This is a genomic window from Mycolicibacter minnesotensis (genome assembly GCF_010731755.1).
In the GTDB taxonomy this organism is placed as follows: domain Bacteria; phylum Actinomycetota; class Actinomycetes; order Mycobacteriales; family Mycobacteriaceae; genus Mycobacterium; species Mycobacterium minnesotense.
Genome location: NZ_AP022589.1, coordinates 4,107,464 through 4,128,698 on the forward strand (window position 1 = coordinate 4,107,464; position 21,235 = coordinate 4,128,698).

General features: G+C 66.9%; 14 protein-coding genes and 1 pseudogene. 5 read left to right on the forward strand and 10 right to left on the reverse strand.

The genetic code is table 11. From position 1 onward, the window contains the following. Positions 1-6: 6 nt before the first annotated feature. The 8 genes and pseudogenes from G6N09_RS18900 to mutA all read right to left on the reverse strand — a co-directional run bounded on the left by G6N09_RS18900 (position 7) and on the right by mutA (position 15,032). Complete coding sequence (locus tag G6N09_RS18900) at positions 7-4,485, reverse strand: type I polyketide synthase (RefSeq protein WP_407662702.1); 4,479 nt, start codon at positions 4,483-4,485, stop codon at positions 7-9. Between the two features lie 33 nt (positions 4,486-4,518). Continuing rightward, positions 4,519-5,205: pseudogene (locus tag G6N09_RS20470) on the reverse strand (beta-ketoacyl [acyl carrier protein] synthase domain-containing protein); the annotation flags it as partial. 173 nt (positions 5,206-5,378) lie between these two features. Continuing rightward, positions 5,379-7,136, reverse strand: coding sequence for an AMP-binding protein (locus G6N09_RS18905; protein WP_083024611.1), 1,758 nt, complete (start codon positions 7,134-7,136; stop codon positions 5,379-5,381). 568 nt (positions 7,137-7,704) lie between these two features. Beyond that, positions 7,705-8,421 carry a thioesterase II family protein gene (locus G6N09_RS18910; RefSeq protein ID WP_083024614.1) on the reverse strand — a complete coding sequence of 239 codons (717 nt, stop codon included), beginning with the start codon at positions 8,419-8,421 and terminating at the stop codon, positions 7,705-7,707. 83 nt (positions 8,422-8,504) lie between these two features. Then, the gene (lipL, locus tag G6N09_RS18915) at positions 8,505-9,770 is read right to left on the reverse strand and encodes an esterase/beta-lactamase LipL (RefSeq protein WP_083024617.1); all 1,266 of its coding nucleotides are present in this window, start codon (positions 9,768-9,770) and stop codon (positions 8,505-8,507) included. Positions 9,771-9,840: 70 nt separating this feature from the next. Beyond that, a complete protein-coding gene (gene meaB / locus G6N09_RS18920; RefSeq protein ID WP_083024619.1) occupies positions 9,841-10,830 on the reverse strand; it encodes a methylmalonyl Co-A mutase-associated GTPase MeaB in 990 nt (329 codons plus the stop codon). Further along, the gene (gene scpA, locus G6N09_RS18925) at positions 10,831-13,119 is read right to left on the reverse strand and encodes a methylmalonyl-CoA mutase (RefSeq protein ID WP_083024621.1); all 2,289 of its coding nucleotides are present in this window, start codon (positions 13,117-13,119) and stop codon (positions 10,831-10,833) included. Positions 13,120-13,124: 5 nt separating this feature from the next. Next, entirely contained in the window at positions 13,125-15,032 is a 1,908-nt protein-coding gene (mutA, locus tag G6N09_RS18930) for a methylmalonyl-CoA mutase small subunit (protein ID WP_083024624.1), read from the reverse strand. Between the two features lie 168 nt (positions 15,033-15,200). Here mutA and G6N09_RS18935 point away from each other — a divergent pair, with 168 nt between their 5' ends. The 5 genes from G6N09_RS18935 to G6N09_RS18955 all read left to right on the forward strand — a co-directional run bounded on the left by G6N09_RS18935 (position 15,201) and on the right by G6N09_RS18955 (position 19,683). After that, entirely contained in the window at positions 15,201-15,962 is a 762-nt protein-coding gene (locus G6N09_RS18935) for a TVP38/TMEM64 family protein (protein ID WP_083024626.1), read from the forward strand. Positions 15,963-16,033: 71 nt separating this feature from the next. Next, the gene (locus G6N09_RS18940) at positions 16,034-16,324 is read left to right on the forward strand and encodes a FeoA family protein (RefSeq protein WP_083024629.1); all 291 of its coding nucleotides are present in this window, start codon (positions 16,034-16,036) and stop codon (positions 16,322-16,324) included. Then, the gene (feoB, locus tag G6N09_RS18945) at positions 16,321-18,234 is read left to right on the forward strand and encodes a ferrous iron transporter B (RefSeq protein WP_083024631.1); all 1,914 of its coding nucleotides are present in this window, start codon (positions 16,321-16,323) and stop codon (positions 18,232-18,234) included. Before G6N09_RS18940 ends, feoB begins: the two co-directional genes overlap by 4 nt. After that, the gene (locus tag G6N09_RS18950) at positions 18,231-18,827 is read left to right on the forward strand and encodes a NifU family protein (RefSeq protein WP_083024634.1); all 597 of its coding nucleotides are present in this window, start codon (positions 18,231-18,233) and stop codon (positions 18,825-18,827) included. Before feoB ends, G6N09_RS18950 begins: the two co-directional genes overlap by 4 nt. Before the next feature lie 175 nt (positions 18,828-19,002). Next, the gene (locus G6N09_RS18955) at positions 19,003-19,683 is read left to right on the forward strand and encodes an MIP/aquaporin family protein (protein ID WP_083024636.1); all 681 of its coding nucleotides are present in this window, start codon (positions 19,003-19,005) and stop codon (positions 19,681-19,683) included. A 16-nt stretch (positions 19,684-19,699) separates the two neighbouring features. Here G6N09_RS18955 and G6N09_RS18960 read toward each other — a convergent pair whose 3' ends face one another. Together G6N09_RS18960 and G6N09_RS18965 are read right to left on the reverse strand one after the other, a co-directional pair. Continuing rightward, positions 19,700-20,080 (reverse strand): DoxX family protein, encoded by a 381-nt coding sequence (locus G6N09_RS18960; protein ID WP_083024639.1) that lies wholly within the window; start codon positions 20,078-20,080, stop codon positions 19,700-19,702. Beyond that, positions 20,077-21,225: an SPFH domain-containing protein gene (locus G6N09_RS18965; RefSeq protein WP_083024641.1), complete on the reverse strand. Its 1,149-nt coding sequence runs from the start codon at positions 21,223-21,225 to the stop codon at positions 20,077-20,079. The genes G6N09_RS18960 and G6N09_RS18965 overlap by 4 nt, the downstream gene beginning before the upstream one ends. Positions 21,226-21,235 lie beyond the last annotated feature (10 nt).

Sequence of the window (21,235 nt, forward strand, 5' to 3'; positions counted from 1 at the left end):
TTCCCACTAGATCCCGTCCCATCCGGCCGGAGCCGATTCCACGCTGTCGAACAGCTCGTTCAATACACTGTCGGCCGATTCGGGCAGGTCACCGCCTGCGGCCGCGTCATCGCCGGCATCATCGCGCGGCACAAGCTTCCCGGTCAGGTGCTCCGCCAGTGCCGCAGTGGTCGGGTGGTTCCACAACATCGTGGCAGACAATTCCAGTCCGACCAGCCCCTCGATGTCACGACGAACCGCCATCGCCATCACCGAGTTGAGACCGAGCTCGGCGAACGGTCGATCCAGCTGCAGGTCAGCCTCTGGCATGCGAAGCTCCCGGGCCAGGATGCTGCGCAACCCGATCTCCAGCTCGCTGAGTATGTCATCGGCCGACAGCTGCGCCCAGTCACGGACCGGTCCAGCCCCGCCGACGCCAGGAGTACCCTGCTCCCCCTCTGCCGGCAGCGGCACCATCACGGCCTGCGCGACGTCGTAGTGCTCGAGGTGGTCCCACGCGGCGAAGGCCTCCGCCGGCGTAATGGGCCGCGATCCCATGCGCTCGAGCTCGTGCAGTACAACGTGCGCCTCGGCCCCGAAGCCCAGCCCCTTCCACGCCACCCAGTCCAGGCTGACGCTGTGGCAACCCAGCCGATGGCGCGCGCGAGCCAAGCCGTCGAGATAGGCGTTGGCACTGGCGTAGGCACCCTGACCAGGCACGCCGAACACGGCACCCGCTGCGGCGGTCATGAAGAAGAAGTCGAGCGTCGTCGGCGCGAAGAGTTCGTGCAGAACCTGGGCGCCGGAAACCTTCGGCCACATGGTGTCGCGCAGCCGGTCGGCGTCCACCTCGGTCAGCAACTGGCCCTCGGTGATGCCGGCGGCATGAATGATGCCGCGGATCGGCGGCGCGCCGGCCTCGTCGCGCCGCGCCAGCAGGTCGACCACCGCAGCGCGCGATCCGACGTCGAGGGCGGCGACATCGACCGTGACGCCGCGCCGCTCCAACGCCCTGATGGCGGCGACCTTGTGGCGGACACCGGCGTCGATCTCCTCGGAGTCCCAGTCGCGCCGGGGCGGCAAACCGGTTCGGCCGACCAACAGCAGCCGCCGGGCACCGCGGTCGGCCAGCCACCCGGCCATTAACAGGCCGAGCGCACCCATGCCGCCCGTGATGAGGTACGTGCCATCAGGCTGGCACACCGTCGGCTCCCGCTGCGGCGGGCCGGTAAGCGGGGTGAATGCCGGGGCCAGGAACTGGCCGTCGCGCAGCACCAGGACGGATTTCGCGGGAGTCCCGAGGATGCCCGCAAGAGCCCCGGCATTGGCGGCCGCGGTGTCGGGGGCCTCGTCGTCAGGCAAGTCCACCAGTCCGCCGCACAACTGCGGTTGCTCGGCCCGGATCACACCCGCCAACCCCCACAGGCAGCTCTGCCGAACCGCCGCCTCGGTGGCGGCCTCGTGTACGCCGTGCGTGACGAGCCACAGCGCCGGCGGGCGGTTTTCGCGCGTGGCCAAGGTAGCCACCAGGTCGGCCACTTCGCCGGCCAGCCGGGCTGCGCAGTCCACATCGGATTCGCCCGCTTCACCCGGGTTGGCCACGTAGACGACCGTCTGCGCCTCGGCGACCCCGGCGCTGCGGTGACCCAGCACGGTGAGCTGTTCGCGGAGACGTTCGGCGGCGGCGCTGGTACCGACGACGGTGAGAGTTCCCGGCTGACTCGGCGGCTGTGGCGTGCCGTCCCAGGGTTGCCAGTCGATCACGTGGGCGATCGAACTCGGGTCGTCGGCGGACGTAGACGAGCCCAGCGCCGTGTAACGCAGGCCGCGAATGTCGATGCATGGGGCCCCGTCGGGACCCGGCACCACGATGTCGACGACGAGTTCGCCCTCCTCGCCGTCGCGCCGGCGCACGGTGATGCTCGCGTGACCGTCAGCAGGTGCCTGTCCCAGACGGACTTCGTCGACCCCCGCGGGGACCATCAGCTCCGGGTTCGCCTCATCCGCCAGGCGCGCCACATGCAGGGCGGCATCGAGGAGGGCGGTCACCGACGGTGCGGCAGTCACATCGGCGACCAACTCCGTCTCGGTGTGCCGGCCCGAGGCCACTGTCCACTCGAACGGGCGCCCCTCACTGCCCCAGGCCTGCCAGAGCGAGGTCACCGCGTCGTCGGTGAACTCGGCGCCGGCGTGGCCGCGTCCGAGTTCGGAACCGCCAGTGGCCCAACCAGATTCGTCGCGTGGCGTGATTCGCGCACTCAGATGCTTGATCCAGCGCGCGGCCGGGTCGTCGGTGACCAACTTCGATGAGACCGTCACCGTCTCGGCGTCGGCGACCACCTGGATGGTCCGCGGCTGGTCCACGATGACCGGGTGCTCGAAGCGAATGTCGCTGACCGCGCCGCACCCGCTCACCTCGGCCGCGGCTTCGGACAGCGTGTGCAGCAGCACCGACGCCGGCACCAGCTCAACGCCGTTGTTGCGGTGACTGCCCGGGTACGGCTTGGTCGCCGGGGACAGTCGCGCCTGCCAAAGATGCACGGCCGGCGTGCTGCCGACGGTGATGTGGGTGCCCAGCAGAAGGCCGGGTCGCGGCGCGGATTCCGCTGCGGTGATCGAGTTCTCGACGTCAAGCCAGTGCAGGGTGTGCCGCCACGGGGTCGTCGGCAACACCGGGTAGGGGCCGGACGGGTGCGGGAACTCGCGTGGGCTGACCGAGTCCGCGCTGTTCAGATGCTGATGGAAAACGACGGTGTCGTCTTCATCGCGTACCAGCGTGCCGATGCTGGAGTGCGGCAACGCTTCCAGATTCTCGTCAATGGTGTGGGTCAGGATCGGGTGGGGGCTGATCTCGATGAACGTGCCGTGCTTGTCCCCCGCCACGGCCACGGCCTGGCTCACCCGAGCGGGCTGGCGGACGTTGGCCACCCAGTAATCCGCATCCAGCACCGGGGTGGGCCCGGATGCGTCAACGACAGTGGAGATGAACGGGATCTGTGGTGTCTGCGGGGTGACATCGGCCAGCTCAGCGCGCAGTTCTTCAAGGATCGGATCCATGAACGCGGTATGGGAAGCCACCTCCATGTTCACCCGCCGCGCAAACCGCTCCTGCCCAGCCACCTCAGCGATCACCGCATCCACATCCGCCGGCGCACCCGCCACCACCGTCTGCCGCGGCGACAAATACCCCGCCACCTCAACACCGGGATACCCCGCCAACAACTCCAACGCGGCCGCAGCATCCAACTCCAACAACGCCACCGCACCCTGACCGGCCTGGCGCGACATCAACGCCGAACGCACCCCGATCACCTTCAAACCCTGCTCCGGCGTCAGCGCCCCGGCCACCACCGCCGCAGACACCTCCCCCATCGAATGCCCCAACACCGCATCCGGAACAACCCCATAGGAACGCCACAACGCAGCCAACGCCAACTGCAACCCCATGATCACCGGCTGCACCTGCGCATCACCGGACACCTCACGGCCCTGCTCAATCACCTCACGCAGCGAAAAACCCACCTGCCGAACAAAAACCGGCTCCAACTCATCAACCGCCGCCGCAAACACCGACTCATCGGCCAACAACCGACGACCCATCCCCACCCACTGCGAACCCTGACCCGAAAACACAAAGACGGTCCCAGGTCCGGGCAACACCGTCGCGGGTTCCACCAAACCCGGAGCGGACTCACCAGCGGCCAGCGCGGTCAGCCCGGCAAGGGCCTGCTCGCGGTCGCGCGCGGCCACCGTGGCGAACTTCTGGAAGCGAGTGCGGTGGTGGTTGAGCGCGTGCGCGATGTCGGCCAGCGCGATGTCGGCGCCGTCGGTGGCCATCCACTGCGCCAACACCCCCGCAGTAGCCGCAATCCGCGCCGGCGACTTACCCGAAACCACCAACGTACTCACCGGCACCACCGCAGACCCCGCTGCCGCCGCAACCTCAGCCTCGGGAGCCTGCTCCACAATCACATGCGCATTAGTGCCCGACACCCCAAACGACGACACCCCAGCCCGACGCGGACGCGACACCACCGGCCACCCCATCGCCTGAGCAGCAATCACAAACTTCGACGCCCCCACACCCGCATTCGGCGTCAACTCCGAAAAATTCACATGCCGCGGAATAAAACCCCGCTGCACCGACAACACCGTCTTAATAAACCCCGCAACACCCGAAGCCGACTCCAGATGCCCCACATTGGTCTTCACCGACCCCACCACCAACGGCGCCGACGAACCACGCTCACCAAACACCGCCGACAAGGCATCCAACTCAATCGGATCACCCAACGCAGTCCCCGTGCCATGCGCCTCGACATAATCAATATCGGCCGCAGACAACCGGGCCGACGCCAACGCCGCCCGCACCACCTTCTGCTGAGCCGGACCCGACGGAACCGTCTGACCCGACGACGGCCCATCCTGATTCACCGCCGAACCCCGCACCACCGCCAAAACCCGATCACCATCACGCTGGGCATCCGACAAACGCTTCAGCACCACCACCCCAGCGCCCTCGCCCCGCACATAACCATCCGCGGCCGCATCAAAAGTCTTGCACTGCCCATCCGGGGCCAACATCCCCCACCGCGACGTCGCAATACTGTGTTGCGGGTCAACATCAGGTTCACCCCGGCCGCCAACGCCTGATCCGACTCCCGCCGCCGCAAACTCGCACACGCCAAATGAATCGTCACCAACGACGACGAACACGCCGTATCCACCATCATCGCCGGACCATGCACACCCAAGAAATACGACAACCGACCCGCCGCAAAATTCGGTGCATTCCCAAAGGAGAGGTAGGGGTCGTTGTCGCGCGGGCCGGTCCGTTCCGCTGCGGCCAGTACGTAGTCGTTGGTGGTCAGGCCGACGAAAACCCCGGTCTGCGTACCCCGAATCGCCTCCTTGGTGATCCCGGCATGCTCCAACGCCTCCCAGGCCACCTCCATCAACAACCGCTGCTGAGGATCCATCGCATCAGCCTCACGCGGCGAAATACCAAAACTCCGCATCAAACTCCGCCGGCTGCCACGACGTCAAAAACCCGCCCTCACGCGAACAAATCGTCCCCGGCACCGAATGATCCGACGAAAAAAACTCATCCGCATCCCAACGATCCGCCGGAACCCGAACAATCCCCGAACCCTCATCACACAACAACTGCCACAACGCAGCAGGACCATCCACCCCACCAGGCAGACGACACCCCACACCCACCACCGCAATCGGCTCAGTATCGCCCGCCTCAGCAACCGCCAACCGCGCCGTCAAATCATCAATCTTGCGCAGCGCCTCAGCAACAATCGCCCGACGATCCGGCCCCCCGACCGACGCAGCACTCTTCTCGCTCAACTCAACCTCCCCGAGAGCTGCGCGAGCAGCTCATCATCGCCTCATACAGACCGAGCAGATGCATCCAGTCGGTCGAAGCCGTCCCGTTGGTAGATTTCCACGCAGCTGGAGCGACGGATCTTGCCGCTGGTGGTGATCGGGATCGCGCCCGGCGGCACCAGTACCAGGTCACCGCTGACCAGGCCGTGCGCCTTGGAGAGCGCGGCCGTCACTTTGCGACGCACCTCGGTCAGCCTGTCCAGGATCTCCTCATCGGATCCCCCCTTGTTCTTGAACTCGGCGATCGTAACAAGCTGCTCGGACTGACCGTTCGGGATAGAGACCGCGGCCACCCGGCCACCGGTGATCTCCTGAACGGTCGCTTCGATGTCGTCCGGGTAGTGGTTGCGACCGTCGACAATCAGCAGGTCCTTGATACGGCCGACGATGTAGAGCTCGCGATCGGAGATCACGCCGAGGTCCCCGGTCATCAACCAGGGGCCCTGTGGGGTGCCGGGAGACGGATTCACCAGCTTGCCACTGAAGCTGGCCTCGGTGGCCTGCCGGTTGTGCCAGTAGCCGGCCGCCACGTTGGGACCGTGAGTCCAGACCTCGCCGACCTTGCCGTCGGGGTTCTCGGTGTGAGTCTCCGGGTCCACGATCCGGATGGTGCAAGCCCGTGGCACGCCGCAGCTGACCAGCTCGACGCCACCGTCGGGACCGCTCGGCTCGGCCGTGCCCGCGGCCAGTTTGGTGTAGTCGAATCGCGGTGTCGGTGGCGGGGTGCCGGGAGTGTTCGACGTGAGGTACACGCTGGCCTCGGCCAGACCATAGCCCGGACGCAGGGCGGCCGGGTTGATGCCGAACTTGGTGAAACGGTCGACGAAGCGGCGCAGTGTCGCGGCGTGGATGCGCTCCGCCCCGAGGCAGAACGTGTGCACATTGGCCAAGGTCAGTCCAGCCATGTCCTCGTCAGAGGTACGCCGCACGGCCAGCTCGTAGGCGAAGTTCGGGCCACCGGTGAAACCGATCGGCTGGCGGGCCAACTCCTGCATCCAGCGGGACGGCTTGGCCAGGAACGCCATGGGGCTCATGTGGATGGTGTGTCGACCCAGGACCATCGGGTAGATGACGGTGCCGAGCAGGCCCAGATCGTGGTAGAAGGGCATCCACGACACGATGTTGAGTTCCGACGGGGGCGTGCCGCCGGTCGGCTCGAAGGTGTCTGAGGCCATCTGCAGCATGTTCGAGACGGCGTTGGTGTGGGTGACCATGACACCAGCGGGGGTGCGGGTCGAACCGGACGTGTATTGCAGGAAGGCGATCTTGGTCTGTGCCGTGGCGGTAGGAGCCGCCGCAGGTTCGGAGTCCAGATCCAGGGCGTCGATCTCGATCACCACCGGGGGTTTGCCGTCCAGTCCCTTGATTGAGCTGGCGATGTCACCCACAGCCGCCGACGTGGTCAGGATGGCGGCGGGGGCGCTGTCGCGCAGCGCCGCCGACACCCGCTCGTCGTGCACGCCGAACATGGGGACCGGCAGCGGGACGGCGATCAAACCTGCTTCCAGCGCGCCGTAGAACCCGACGATGTACTCCAGGCTCTGCGGAGCCAGGATCGCCACCCGGTCACCCGGTGAGGCGCAGGTCGCCAATTCGGCCGCCACGACCCGCACGCGGTTGCGCAACTGTGCCCACGTCACGGTCTCGCGGTAGCCGGACGGGTCGACGTCGTAGTCGATAAAGGTGTAGGCCGGAGCGTCCGGCCTGTCCCGCTCGAGGTTGGCCAGGATGGTCGGGATGTGCGTTTCAGTTACGGACATTGGTATGTCTTCTCCTTCTGCGCTGCCAGGTCTGGGACCTCAACCTGCTGATTAGTTCGTCCCCCGTCGAGAGTCGTGTGCACGTGCTCCCCGAACTGACGGTTTCGCTGCGCAAGGTCCCTACGCAGCGGAGGTATGCAATTGAATTAGCGACATTGGGGATGCTGCTCCCGCAGGGTGAAGTCTCGCGGGCACCCCTAGCGGAATGCTCAGCTGAAAGTGTCGGCCTGTACGCAGGCCGGCTGGACGCACTGCCGGATGAGAACTGGGGCGGGGACTTCCGAGCGCCGCGATCGCCCGGCCGACACGGCCGGTGCGGAAAATTCGACCAACGCCACGGGTATCCCTTCTGGACGTTTGCAACGTGCGCTAAAACTCCTTGGACCCCGACATCCCAGGCGTTTCCCTCCGCGGAGGCTACCACGTACGCACTGCTGACAGGCAATTTATGGCCCACATACAGCGCAAACGCAGCAGATCCGCCATAGTAGCGGAGAAGTCATTAGCCCGCACCACAAGCAACTTCGGCACCAAGAGTTAATTCACATGCGGATTACCGGTTCGCGCGTCAGACCTGGCAATATTGCGTGATCTTGTTGTCGATATCGCCGACCAGTTCCGGCAGGTGATCATTGAGGTAGAAGTGGTGTCCCGGAGCGGTGAACACCCTCGCGCTGAACTCGGCGGTGGTGCGTTGCGCCCACGGACCCACCTTTTCGTCGGTCGCGACGTCATCTTCGTCACCGTGGAACGCGAATATGGGACAGGACACACGCGCATCCGGGGGGCAGTCGTAGTTCGCGATGGCTTTCAGCCCACGTAACGTCGGAAGAATCTTCGCCGCAAACTCTTCATTCTCCAAGAATTCGGGATTGACGCCTGTCATGCTGCTGACCGCCTCGAGCAGGCCACGATCGGATTCGGGAATGTTGTCGTAGCCGGCGCGTCCTGGCGCCCCCGCCGCCGACACGAACAGCGCCGCGATGCGATGTCCGTCCGCCTCGAAACGGCGAGCCACTTCGAACGCCAGCAGCGCCCCCATGCTGTGGCCGAAGAAGGCGACCGGCCCGTCGCCCGGGCTCGGCGGGGCCACCGTCTTACACACCTGGTCGGCGAGGTCTTCGATGCTGGTGAAGGCGCCCAGATCGTGCGTTCCGCCCTTACCCGGGTACTGAACGCCGATGCGTTTGACATCGGTGGTGAACGCCTTGGAGAACGGAACGTAGTACTGCGGCGATCCCCCGGCGTGCGGGAAGATGTAGAGCTTCGGCGTACGGTCAGTCACCCGGTAACCCTACCGGCGTCACCCGAGCACCCAGGGCACTCCCCGGCCGGCTTCCTGGGGCAGCCCGCCTGCTGGGGCGAACGTCAGCCGGCCGCTGCGTCGCGCTCGACAAACGGTGCCCCCAGCTGAGGGATGCTCGTGTAACCGTGTCGGCGTGCGCGCGCGGCCCCACGGCGGATCAGTGCGGCGGTTCCGACGAATCCGGCCTGGTCGAGGGCCACAAAGGGCGTCAGCAGTCGGTTGTGCACAAAACCGATCGCCAGTCCGGAGGCCGGATCGGCCCAGCCCATGGACCCGCCCAGCCCGACGTGGCCGAATCCGGGCAGCGCTGGGCCATAGGGAACCGCGTGATACCCGAGGTGGAATGCCAGCGGAATACCGATGGTGCGGTCGAGCTCGAGGGTGCGCCGGCCGGACAGGCCCGCGACGACCCGGCGCGACAGCAGCTGCGTGCCATTGATCTGCCCACCGTTGGCCAGCGCCCCGTAGAGGCGTCCCAGGCCGCGTGCGGTGATCACGCCGTTGAGGGCCGCCGCTTCGGTGTCCAGGAAAGGGGTGTCGCCACGCACGGTGTCCATCACTCCGGGAAAATAGATCGCGCCGAGTCCGCCGGACCGGCGCAACGCCGCGGCCCGGGGCACCAACTGATCGACAATCGGGGACCGTCGGCTGCGTTGGGGCATGATGATCTCCGCCGCGACCGTCGGCGCGCTGACCGGCGGCCTGCCCAGGTGCAGTCCATCGGTGCCCAGCGGCCCAGCCAGCTCGGTGCGGAACAGCTCACGCATGCCGATTCCGGTGACGGCACGAGCCAATCCCGAGACCAGCCAGCCATAGGTCAGCGCATGATAGGCAGATTTGCCGCGTTCGGGTCCCGGTGCGGCGGCCGCCATCCGGGCCTCCATCGCCATGTGGTCGAGGAGATCTGACCTGCTGGCGCCGTTGAGGTGGGTCAGCCCCGCCCGATGCCCCAACAGCTGACGGACAGTGATTGCCGCTTTGCCATTGGCACCGAAGTCCGGCCAGTACTGCGCCACCGGCACGTCATAGTCGATCAGTCCCCGGTCGACGAGCCGGTGAATGACCGTCGACGCCGCGCCCTTGGTCGCCGAGAACACCATGGCCCCGGTATCGGGTGACCACGGCACCCGGCCCGCGCGGTCCGACCACCCCGTCCAGACGTCCACGACTGGCTTGCCGTGCAGGTAGACCGAAAGCGCGCCCCCACCGAACCGGCGGCCCGGGAACATGGCCGCGAAAGCGCGCACAGCACAAGAGAAATTGGGATCGGCAGCGCCGTGCACGTTCGCCGGCAGCGCTGCCCCACGAACCTTGAGATGCTGTGTCATAGCCGGGAATCTACCGCGCCGACGGCCCAACATAAGTTGGATTACGGCCATTGAGTCCGGATCGTGTCCGCTACTCCCAGATGGCGCCGAGGATCCGCTGCGCGGCCAACGCGGGAGTCAGATCTCCGCTGAGCACCTGCTGTTCCACTTCGGCACGCAGGGCACGCACTGCCGGATCCGCGAGCGCACGATCGAGGACGGCATCACGGACCAGCTGGCGAGTCCAATCCACCTGCTGCGCTCGTCGTCGGGCATCGAACTCGCCGGCGTCGAACAGCGTCTGCCGATGCCGCTCCACCGTGTCCCAGAACTCCGCCAGCCCGGTCCCCTCGATGGCGCTCATCGTCAGCACCGGTGGTAGCCAGAGGGTTTCACGCGGATAGATCAGTCGGATCGCGGCCGACAACTCGCGCGCGGCGAGCCGCGCCTCGGCGAGGTGGTTGCCGTCGGCCTTGTTGACCACCACGATGTCGGCGAGTTCCAGGACGCCCTTTTTGATGCCCTGCAACTGGTCGCCGGTACGGGCCAGCGTCAAGAAGACGAAGGTGTCGACCATGTTGGCCACGGTGACCTCAGACTGACCGACCCCGACCGTCTCGATCAGGATCACATCGAAGCCGGCCGCCTCCAACAGCACCACGGTCTCGCGGGTGGCCTTGGCGACCCCGCCCAGGGTGCCCGACGTCGGCGACGGCCGGATGTAGGCGCGTTCGTGCGCCCCCAACCGCTGCATTCGAGTCTTGTCCCCCAGGATCGAACCACCGGTACGCGTCGACGACGGATCGACCGCCAGCACAGCTACCCGGTGGCCCTGCTCGATGAGGTGCATTCCGAGGGCCTCAATGGTGGTCGACTTGCCCACCCCGGGCACCCCGGTGATCCCTACCCGCCGGGCTCCGCCGGCATCAGCGGCCAACGCCAGCAGCAATTCCTGGGCCTGCCGACGATGGTCGGCGCGGGTGGACTCGACCAGGGTGATGGCGCGGGGCAGCACGGAGCGATCCCCAGAGCGCACCGCCGCCGCCAACTCGGCAACGGTGTCAGACACGTTGTCGGCCATCTAGTTCTGATCTGCGTCCGGTCCTGCCGGGTCCGCCAGCTCGTAGCCTCTCCGGGTGGCCAGCGTGTGCAACAGATCCACCGCGGCGTCGGCGATCACCGTGCCGGGCGGGAAGATCGCGGTCGCCCCGGCGGCATAGAGCTCATCGAAATCGCCAGGCGGGATGACGCCGCCCACGACGATCATGATGTCGGGCCGGCCCACCTGCGCCAGTGCGTCACGCAACGCGGGAACCAGGGTCAGGTGCCCGGCTGCCAGCGACGAGACCCCGACCACGTGGACGTCGTTGTCGGCTGCTTGGCGCGCCACCTCATCGGGGGTGGAGAACAGGGCACCGACGTCCACATCGAAACCGATGTCGGCGAACGCGGTAGCGATCACCTTCTGGCCGCGGTCGTGCCCGTCCTGGCCCATCTTGGCGACCAGGATTCGGGGCCGACGGCCGTCGGCCTCGGCGAACTTCTCGACCAGAGCGGTTGCGCTAGCGATATTGCTGCCCTTCCCGACTTCATCACGGTAGACGCCCGAGATGGTACGAATCTCGGCCTGATGGCGACCGTAGACCTTCTCCAGCGCGTCAGAGATCTCCCCCAGCGTGGCCTTGGCACGGGCGGCGTTGATCGCTAGCGCCATCAAGTTGTTGCCCAGCCCGTCCTCCCCTTGTGGGCCGCTGACCCCGGCTGCTCGGGTCAGTTCGGCCAACGCCGCCTGGCAGGCTTCCTCATCACGCTCGGCGCGCAGCTGCTCGAGCTTGGCTAGCTGCTCGGCGCGCACCCGGCTGTTCTCGACCTTGAGCACCTCGATCTCTTGGTCCTCAGCGACCTGGTACTTGTTCACGCCGATCAGCGGCTGACGCCCGGAGTCGATCCGGGCCTGGGTGCGGGCAGCGGCTTCCTCGATGCGCAGCTTGGGAATGCCCTCGCTGATGGCCTGCGCCATACCGCCGTGCGCCTCGACCTCCTCGATGTGGGCGCGGGCCCGCTGCGCCAACTGATGGGTCAGCCACTCGACATAGTAAGAACCGCCCCACGGGTCGATAGGCCGGGTGGTCCCCGACTCCTGCTGCAGCAGCAGCTGAGTGTTGCGGGCGATCCGGGCGGAGAAGTCGGTGGGCAGCGCCAACGCCTCATCGAGGGCGTTGGTGTGCAGCGACTGGGTGTGGCCCTGGGTGGCGGCCATCGCCTCGATACAGGTACGCGCAACGTTGTTGAAGACGTCCTGGGCAGTCAACGACCACCCCGAAGTCTGCGAATGCGTGCGCAGCGACAACGATTTCGCACTCTTGGGGTCGAACCGGGCTACCAGCTCACTCCATAGCAGGCGACCCGCACGCAGCTTGGCGACCTCCATGAAGAAATTCATCCCGATGCCCCAGAAGAACGACAGTCGGGGCGCGAACTTGTCGATGTCAAGACCGGCTTCCAAACCGGCCTTGATGTAGTCCACACCGTCGGCAAGCGTGTACGCCAACTCCAGATCCGCTGTGGCACCGGCCTCTTGGATGTGGTAACCCGAGATGGAGATCGAGTTGAACTTCGGCATCTTGGCGCTGGTGTAGGCGAAGATGTCGGAGATGATCCGCATCGACGGCTTCGGCGGGTAGATGTAGGTGTTGCGCACCATGAACTCTTTGAGGATGTCGTTCTGGATGGTGCCAGCCAGCTTCTCCGGCGGCACCCCCTGCTCCTCGGCGGCCACCACATACAGCGCCAGGATCGGCAGCACCGCACCGTTCATGGTCATCGACACGCTGACAGCACTCAGATCGATCCCATCGAACAACTGCCGCATGTCCAGAATGGAATCGATGGCTACCCCGGCCATTCCGACGTCGCCCTGCACCCGGGGGTGATCAGAGTCGTAGCCGCGGTGGGTGGCCAGGTCGAACGCGACCGACAGCCCCTTCTGGCCGGCGGCGAGGTTGCGGCGGTAGAACGCATTGGAGTCCGCCGCCGTCGAGAAGCCCGCGTACTGGCGGATCGTCCACGGCTGGTTGACGTACATCGTCGGATAGGGCCCTCGCACAAACGGGGCCTCGCCGGGAAAGCTGTCCAGCGGGTAGCCCTCGGACACCGCGGCAGCGCGATCGGCGGCGGTGTACACGGGTTTGACCGTGATTCCCTCCGGCGTGTGCCATTCCAGCTGCTCGGGTGTGTAGCCGTGGGCGGCGGCGGCCGCCGCGACGTGCTCGGCGACGGCGCTCTCGGTGACAGGGTCGGTCGTGTGGTCGCCGTGCAGCGTGACCTCGGCGAAACTGCCGATCGTCCCGTGTGAGGTGCTCGTGGTCATGGCTCTCAGGCCCCCAATCGGGTCAGTAAGTCCGACAGCGCCTGCACCGCATCGATTTTCATGGTCAGGTAGTCGTCTGGCTTCGGATCGGTGTCGGGGTTACCGGCCAGGGCTTTGGCAGGCCCCGCCAGGTAGACCCGCTCAACTCCGGCGGCACGTGCCGCGCCTATAACCGCGGCCGCTTCGACGCCGTAGCGGGCATCGCTGCCGCACAGCACCACCGCATCGGGTGAGCCTGCCTCCGCGACGGCGCCGGCCACCTGCTCGGCGCCCAGGGTGCCGGGGTTGATCACCGCGATACCGCCGGAGGCCAGCAAGTTGGCTGCGAAGGTGGTCCGAAGGTTGTGTTCGGCAATCGACCCCAGTGGCAGCAGCAACGCCTGCGGCCGGGCACCGGTACGCGCCAGGAAGGCGTCGGAGCGGTCCCGCAGCGCCTCGAACTGCGCAGCGTAGCGTCGCAATCCGGCCGGGGGGTTCTGTGTCGCGGACGGAGGCAACGGCGCCTCGTCGAGGTTCGGGTATTCGTTGACGCCGGTGATCGCGCTGCGCCGATGGGCGATCTCGTCGGCCCGCGCGGCGGCGACCTCGGCGATCCGCTCGCCGAGGTGCTCGCGGGCGGCCTCGAATCCGCCCAGCGCCTCGATCTCCTGGAACTGTCCCCAGGCCTGCTGCGCCAGCTGTTCGGTGAGGTCTTCGACGAACCAGGATCCACCGGCCGGGTCCAGCACCTGACCCAGGTGCGACTCCTCCAGCAGCAGTAGCTGCGTGTTGCGGGCGATCCGCCGCGAGAAGCTTGTCGAAGTGCCGGGCTGCCCACCCGGGATCACGGTGTCGAACGGCCACACCAGCACGGTGTCCGCCCCACCGACACCGGCGCCGAAGGCAGCCAACGTGGTGCGCAGCATGTTCACCCACGGGTCACGCTGCGTCATCATCGCCAGTGACGTCTCGGCGTGGACAACGGCGCCACCGGCTTCCGGCGCCCCGGCCACCTCGGTGACCCGCGCCCAGAGTTGGCGCGCCGCCCGAATCTTGGCGATGGTGATGAACTGGTCGTCATCGGCGGCGATCCGGAAGCTGATCTGACGAGCGGCGTCGGCCACCGAAAGGCCGGCTTCGGTGAGCAGGCGCAGGTAGGCCACGGCCGCGGCCACGCCGGCCGCCAACTCCCCTGACGCACCGGCGCCCAGGTTGTGCAGGGCCGGGCCGTTGACGGCGATGGCCCGCACCCCCGGGTACCCGACGGACCGCGACGCCACCGCGATCACCTCGTCGATCGATGGCGCCGGGCCGTCGGCGAGCGGCGCGGTCAGCGGATCGGCACCCAGATCGACCGAGAGATTGGCCCGGTTTTCCGGGGCCAGCGCGTCGACCAGCGACAACATAGTCTCGGCGGCGGTGGTGTAGTCGCCTGCGCCCGCCCCGTCGAGAAGCACCGGAACCAGATCCAGATAGACGTCGTCAAAGACTCGCATCAGCTCGGAGGCCGGCACGCCCGCGTCGCCCACCCGCAGCGTCAGCGCGCTGACGCCGTCGGTCAGGGCACTGAGCAGGGCGCCATTGGCGTCTGCGGCCGATCCCGGCCCGCCGATGGGAAAGACCTCCGCCACCTTCCACCCAGTGTTGACATCGCGTCGGGCATCGGCGCCGCGCACGTAGGGCCAGTTTCCCGGCAACGGCGGCTCCGGCAGCGCGTCCAAAGCGGTGTAGAGCGGACGAATGGCGAATCCGCCCTGCCCCGCCAGCCCCTCCACGGCGCTGTCCAGCAGCCGCTCGGGCTCACCGCCTGTCTGAGCGTCGATCTCAGCCGGCTCGCGGCGCGCGCTCTTGGCCAGCACCCCGGCCACGGCGGCACGCCACCGGGCCCGGGCCTGCTCCATGCCGGCGGGTTCGGCGGACACGTCGATAGACACCGGCGACTCCTGTGGTTACTCGCGAGTAGCTGATGAATCGCTACCCGACACGTGCCAACCAGGCTAAATGATGCCGCTCAGCCGACACGGACGAGGTGCGTCGAGCACAGAAACTCCCGCTGCGCGACGCTGGCCATTAACCCCAGGCCCGTAGGCTTGCAATTTGTGATGTCCGCCGCGACCCGAATCCCGCAGGTGCTGCGCGGCGCGTGGGCGGCGTTCCTGGGCACCGCGCGGCAGGTGGCGCTGCGGCGATTGGCATTGACGACGATCGTGCTGGCGAGCCTGGTCGCGGTGGCATTGCTGGTACCGGTCCCCACGGCTGTGCAGTTGCGGGACTGGGCACAGACCTTGGGGCCGTGGTTTCCGCTGGCATTTCTGGCGGCACACACCCTGGTCACCGTGTTCCCGTTCCCCCGCACCGCCTTCACGCTGGCCGCCGGCCTACTGTTCGGACCCTGGCTCGGCGTCGTCCTGGCGGTGGTGTCCAGCGCTCTGAGCGCGGTGGCGGCCGTGGTCCTGATGCGGGTATTCGGGTGGCAGGTGAGCCGGTTGGTGCGTCATCCGCGCCTGAATGCGGTCAACGCCCGGCTGCGTCAGCGTGGCTGGCCCGCGGTCGTGTCGCTGCGGCTGATTCCGGCGATCCCGTTTTCGGTCATCAACTACGCCGCCGGCGCCTCGGCAGTACGACTGCTGCCGTACACGCTGGCCACCCTGGTCGGACTGCTCCCGGGCACCGCCGCGGTGGTCGTGCTCGGCGACGCCCTGACCGGTGCGGTAAGCCCGCTGTTGTTCGCGGTGTCGGCCTGCACCGCTGCTGTCGGGGTGGCGCTGTTGACTTACGAGGTACGGGTCCACCGCCGGGACCGGCCTGAACCCGACCCGCGGGCGTATCACGTCGATCCCGCCGAACCGGCGGCCATCGGCTGATCGGCAACCGACACGCCTGCGAAATCCGGCGTACGTTGCAACCGTGAGCTGATCTAGCGTTAGGGCGTCTGATGAGCAGGTGGCGGCGGCAATCGTCGCGGCGATCCGGATCGGTGACCGTGCTCGCCGATCTGGCCCCGGGTCAGCGGGCCACCATCACCGGCGCCGTGCCGCATGCACCCGAGGCGGTAGCCGGACGCCTGCGACAGCTGGGTTTCCGTGCGGCCGCTCGCGTTGACGTGATCCGCCGGGCACCGCTGGGCGACCCCACGATCTACCGCGTCCAAGACACCGAACTGTGTCTGCGACGCCGGGAGGCCCAGTTGATCCAGATCGACGCGGTGAGCGACGACCGGTCATGACGAACTGCCACGACGACACCGCCACGTCCATCGACGTGCGCCCGGCACGACGAGTGGTGCTGGTCGGTAGCCCCAACGCCGGCAAGACCAGCCTGTTCAACCACCTGACCGGGTTGCGAGCCAAGACCGGCAACTATCCGGGCGTCACCGTGGGACGCAGCGTCGGCGTGCTGACCGTCGGAGACGTCGAGTTGGCCATCGAAGACCTGCCCGGCACTTACAGCCTGGATCCGATCAGCCCGGACGAGCAGGTGGTCGCTGACGTGCTGGCCGGAGGCATCAGCAGCCTGGATCGGCCCGACGCGGTCGTGCTGGTCGCCGACGCCACCACCTTGCGCCGCTCGATCGTGCTGGTGAGCCAGGTGCTGCGCCTGGATCTACCCACGGTTCTGGTGCTGACCATGACCGATGAATTGCTTGCCCGCCAGGGCCGAATCGACCTCGACGCGCTCACGGCCGCGTTAGGTATCCCCGTGCTCGCCGTCATCGCGAACCGCGGGTCGGGGATCGAGGAGCTGCGCACACTGTTGGCGTCCAGCCGCTCCTGGTCGCGTCCTGCGGTGCTGCCGCCCGCCGATCCTGACGCACTCGACAGCTGGGGGGAATCGGTGCTTGCGTCCGCCGATTACATTGCCCCGCAACGTGATCGGCGTACCAGCCGAATCGACGAACTGGTCCTGCACCCACTGTGGGGCATCGTCATCTTCTTCTCGGTGATGTTCGCGTTCTTCCAGATCATCTTCACCGTCGCAGCGCCGCTGCAGGACCGTGTCGCCGCCGGACTGGACTGGCTGGGGTCTGAAGTCAACGACCACCTCGGCGGCACGGTGGCCGGTGGTCTGATCGGTGACGGCATCGTGGGCGGCGTCGGGACCGTGTTGCAGTTCCTTCCGCAGATCGTGCTGCTGTTCTTGATGATCGCACTGCTGGAAAATGTCGGATACATGTCTCGCGCCGCGTTCCTGATGGACCGCGTGATGGCGCGCACGGGGCTTGAGGGCCGCGCGTTCGTGGCTATGCTCTCCTCGTTCGCCTGCGCGGTCCCCGGGATCATGGCTACCCGCACCCTGCCGGCGTCGCGGGATCGAATCGCCACCATCATCAGCGCGCCACTGATGACCTGCTCGGCACGACTACCGGTCTATACCCTGCTCGTCGGCCTCCTGGTGGCCCCGCAGGACCGATGGTGGGGCTTCAGCGCCCAAGGCGTCACCATGTTCGGCCTCTACCTCGGCGGTGGTCTCTCGGCACTGCTGGCCGCATCAGTGTTCAAGTCGACGATTCTGCGCAGCGACCTGCTGCCGTTCACCATGGAGCTTCCGCCCTATCGTTTTCCTGCTCCCACAGCAGTGCTGGTGGCGATCTGGTCTGCGGCAAAGATCTTCTTACGCAAGGCAGGCACCATCATCTTGGCGACGTCGATGGTGCTGTGGGTGTTGATGAATCTGCCAACCCGCTCCGCCGAGACTGCCCAGCTGACCCCGCCCGAGGCCTCGGCCTACGTACTGGACCACAGCTACGCCGCCGGGCTCGGCAGGGCCATCGAGCCGGTCTTTGCGCCTTTGGGCTTCGACTGGCGCATCGATATAGCACTGGTCGGATCCCTGTCGGCGCGGGAGGTGTTCGTCTCCACCCTCGGTCAAGTCTCGGCGGCGACCAACCCTGCCGACCCACACCAGGCGCTGGCTGCGCTGACCGATGATCACGGCGGTCGGGTCTTGACCACGTCGACGGTGATCGCACTGCTGGTCTACTTCATGTTCGCGCTGCAGTGCATGTCCACCGTCGCGGTGATGCGCCGCGAGACCAATACCTGGCGCTGGCCCGCCTTCGCGTTCGGCTATATGTTCGTCTTGGCCTGGGCGATGGCGTTTATCGCCAAGTCGATCGCGGCGGCTGTGAGCACATGATCCCCCTGCACGCCGAGGCGACAGAAGACCCGCAACGGGTGCGATGGATCGCGCCCCACGACCGCATGCCCGCCGGTGGGCGGGTGCGGTGGGCACCGGGCCGACTGGGCGCGTTGCAGGACGTCGGCGTCATCGAGGAACTGGCGGTGAACGGGAACGCCATAGTGATCACACTGAGCCCGGGGCATCTTTGGCGAGATCGCGGCGACGAGATCCGCGTCGCCCTCGATGAGGCCCTGCGAGACCCCACGCACTGGCAGGTGGAGCCCATCGAGCCCACCGGCGACATCACACAGGTGGTTGAGGATCTGCTCGCAGGGCCAATCGGCGCGATCGCCGCATCGCACGGCGGAGCGATCGAACTGGTAGGGGTCAGCAGTGATCAGGTGCGGGTGCGGTTGTCCGGGGCCTGCCGAGGCTGCCCGGCTTCGGAGACGACGCTGCACGACAGGCTCCAACACGATCTCCGCCGACGGTTCGGCGACCAGATCACGGTCGCGGTGGCGAACGCCTCGGCCACCGCGACGGTCGGCAGAAGACTGTTGACGCTGTTCGTCCGCGGAAGCGGCGGCGGTGAATTGCGACGGGACTGATAACCGAAATTCTCGGCAAACAACACGAACCCCTGCTTAATCCAGCAACAATTCGGTGAAAAGCGGTCTACGAATGGCGTGAGCTGGCCCCTACGCCGTTACAGTCTTCTTTAGTGCCATGTGCTGGCACAGCACAAATTCGACATGTGCTCGACGGAGTGAAGGGACCGGATCAATGGCTGATCGGAACGCCGCGGTGCGCAAATATTTGACCGAAATGATCGGCACGTTCGTTTTCATGTTCGCTGTGCTCGGCATCGTCTTGTCTGGCACGGACTGTGTCGCCGCTGTCGCCCTGGGTATCGGCTCGGTGCTGATGGTGATGGTCTACGCCAGCGGGCACATCTCGGGTGGCCACCTCAACCCGGCGGTGTCGGTGGCCGCGTATCTGCGAGGCGCACTGCCCTTGAATGATCTGGGCCCCTATATCGTTGCGCAGTTGGCCGGTGCACTCGCCGCGTTCGGTGTCGGATTCGGGTTGTGGCACGACAAGTACGCCGCCGAGACACTTGATCTGAGCGGCGCTGTCTGGCCTGCATTCTTGGCCGAATTGGTATTCACGTTTGCCTTGTGTTATGTCGTTCTGCACACGGCGACCAGCAAAGACAGCGCCGGCAACAGCTTCTACGGTCTGGCGATCGGATTCGTGGTGACTGTCGGCGTGGTGGCGGTCGGTGCGATCTCGGGCGGCGCGTTCAACCCGGCTATCACCTTCGGCCTGATGCTGTCGGGGATCTTCGCCTGGAAGTTCCTCTGGGTCTACGTGATCGCCCAGGTGCTGGGCGCGGTCGTGGCGGCCTACGCCTACAAGGCGACCACCCTCGACGAGCACACCACCGCCAGCCGCCGAGGCTAGACACCCGAGAGCACGACTACTCCAGGGCCCGTACCCCGCCGCCGGCGGTGTGCGGGCCCTGGACCGTCATCACGGCGAACACCACCAGGAACAGCACCGCGGGCACGATGTTGGCAACCCGGTTCCGCACTCGCAGGTGGATTCCGAGTGCACCGGCGAAATACGCCGTCAACAGCCCGGTGGTGAGACGGGCGACGCCCGGGAACCGGAACACCGACGCCAGCCCCAGCGCGGTGGCGGCTTTGGCCACCGGGACCGCCCAGCGCACCTCGGCGGGAATCCGCATGGCATCCATGTTCTTGGCGACATAGGGCACCGGGATCGCCGATGCCACCGCGTCACCGGCCAAAAACGCGGCCAAGGCCGCGTAGGTCGGCCGAGCCGTCAGAGCGCTCACGCCAGGCCGGGATCGAGCTGCGGGGGCAGCGCAGTGCCCTCGACCGGCTTGCGGGCATCCGCCTCGGCCTTGGCGACCGCCTGCGCGATCGCCGGATCGGTCTTGGTGGTGAACCAGTCGGCGACTTCCTCGCTGTCGTCCTCGTGCTGGTTCGGATGATCGTCGACGGGTGACGGCTGGTAGCGGAAGACGCCGTCTTCGCCGGGAGCACCGAGCAGTTTGGTGAAGCCCTGCAGGGCGGTGCCGAAATCACTGGGCACCACCCACACCTTGTTGGCCCCACCGCGCGCCATCTCCGGCAGCACCTGCAGGTACTGGTAAGCCAGCAACTCCGGGGTGGGCCGGCCGGCCTTGATCGCCGCGAAAGTCTTCTCGATCGCCTTGGCCTGCCCTTGGGCCTGCAGGTAGGCCGCGGCCCGCTCACCTTGGGCCCGCAGCATCCGGGACTGCCGCTCACCTTCGGCGGCCAGGATCGCCGCCTGCTTGGCGCCCTCGGCCGTCAGGATCTCGGACTGCTTCTGGCCTTCGGCCTGTTTGATGGCGGCCTCGCGCTGGCCCTCGGCGGTCAGGATCATGGCCCGCTTCTCGCGGTCGGCTTTCATCTGCTTCTCCATCGACGCCTGGATCGACGGGGGCGGATCGATGCTGCGCAGCTCCACCCGGGCCACCCGCAGGCCCCAGCGTCCGGTCGCCTCGTCGAGCACGCCGCGCAGCTGGCTGTTGATCACCTCACGTGAGGTCAGCGTCTGTTCCAGCGTCATCCCGCCGACCACGTTGCGCAGCGTGGTGGTGGTGAGCTGTTCCACGCCCACGATGTAGTTGCTGATTTCATAGACCGCGGCCTTGGGGTTGGTGACCTGGAAGTAGACGACGGTGTCGATGTTCAGGGTCAGGTTGTCCTCGGTGATCACCGGCTGCGGCGGGAACGACACCACCCGCTCACGCAGGTCGATGCGGGCCCGCACCCGGTCGATGAAGGGCACCAGCAGGGTCAGCTGACCGCTGACGGTGCGGCTGTAGCGGCCCAGGCGTTCGATGACCGCCGCCTCGGCCTGCGGGATCAACGCGACCGACTTGGCGACCACGATTATCGCGAACACCACCAGCACGGCCAGCAACAACAGCCCCGTTGTGACGCCTTCCATGACGATTCCT

Bases quoted from the DNA above. Each gene is read 5' to 3' on its own strand.
- G6N09_RS18905 (WP_083024611.1), bottom strand. From the start codon at position 7,136: ATGTCCGTAACTGAAACGCACATCCCGACCATCCTGGCCAACCTCGAG.
- lipL (WP_083024617.1), bottom strand. From the start codon at position 9,770: ATGACACAGCATCTCAAGGTTCGTGGGGCAGCGCTGCCGGCGAACGTG.
- meaB (WP_083024619.1), bottom strand. From the start codon at position 10,830: ATGGCCGACAACGTGTCTGACACCGTTGCCGAGTTGGCGGCGGCGGTG.
- scpA (WP_083024621.1), bottom strand. From the start codon at position 13,119: ATGACCACGAGCACCTCACACGGGACGATCGGCAGTTTCGCCGAGGTC.
- G6N09_RS18935 (WP_083024626.1), top strand. From the start codon at position 15,201: ATGTCCGCCGCGACCCGAATCCCGCAGGTGCTGCGCGGCGCGTGGGCG.
- G6N09_RS18940 (WP_083024629.1), top strand. From the start codon at position 16,034: ATGAGCAGGTGGCGGCGGCAATCGTCGCGGCGATCCGGATCGGTGACC.
- feoB (WP_083024631.1), top strand. From the start codon at position 16,321: ATGACGAACTGCCACGACGACACCGCCACGTCCATCGACGTGCGCCCG.
- G6N09_RS18950 (WP_083024634.1), top strand. From the start codon at position 18,231: ATGATCCCCCTGCACGCCGAGGCGACAGAAGACCCGCAACGGGTGCGA.
- G6N09_RS18955 (WP_083024636.1), top strand. From the start codon at position 19,003: ATGGCTGATCGGAACGCCGCGGTGCGCAAATATTTGACCGAAATGATC.
- G6N09_RS18965 (WP_083024641.1), bottom strand. From the start codon at position 21,225: ATGGAAGGCGTCACAACGGGGCTGTTGTTGCTGGCCGTGCTGGTGGTG.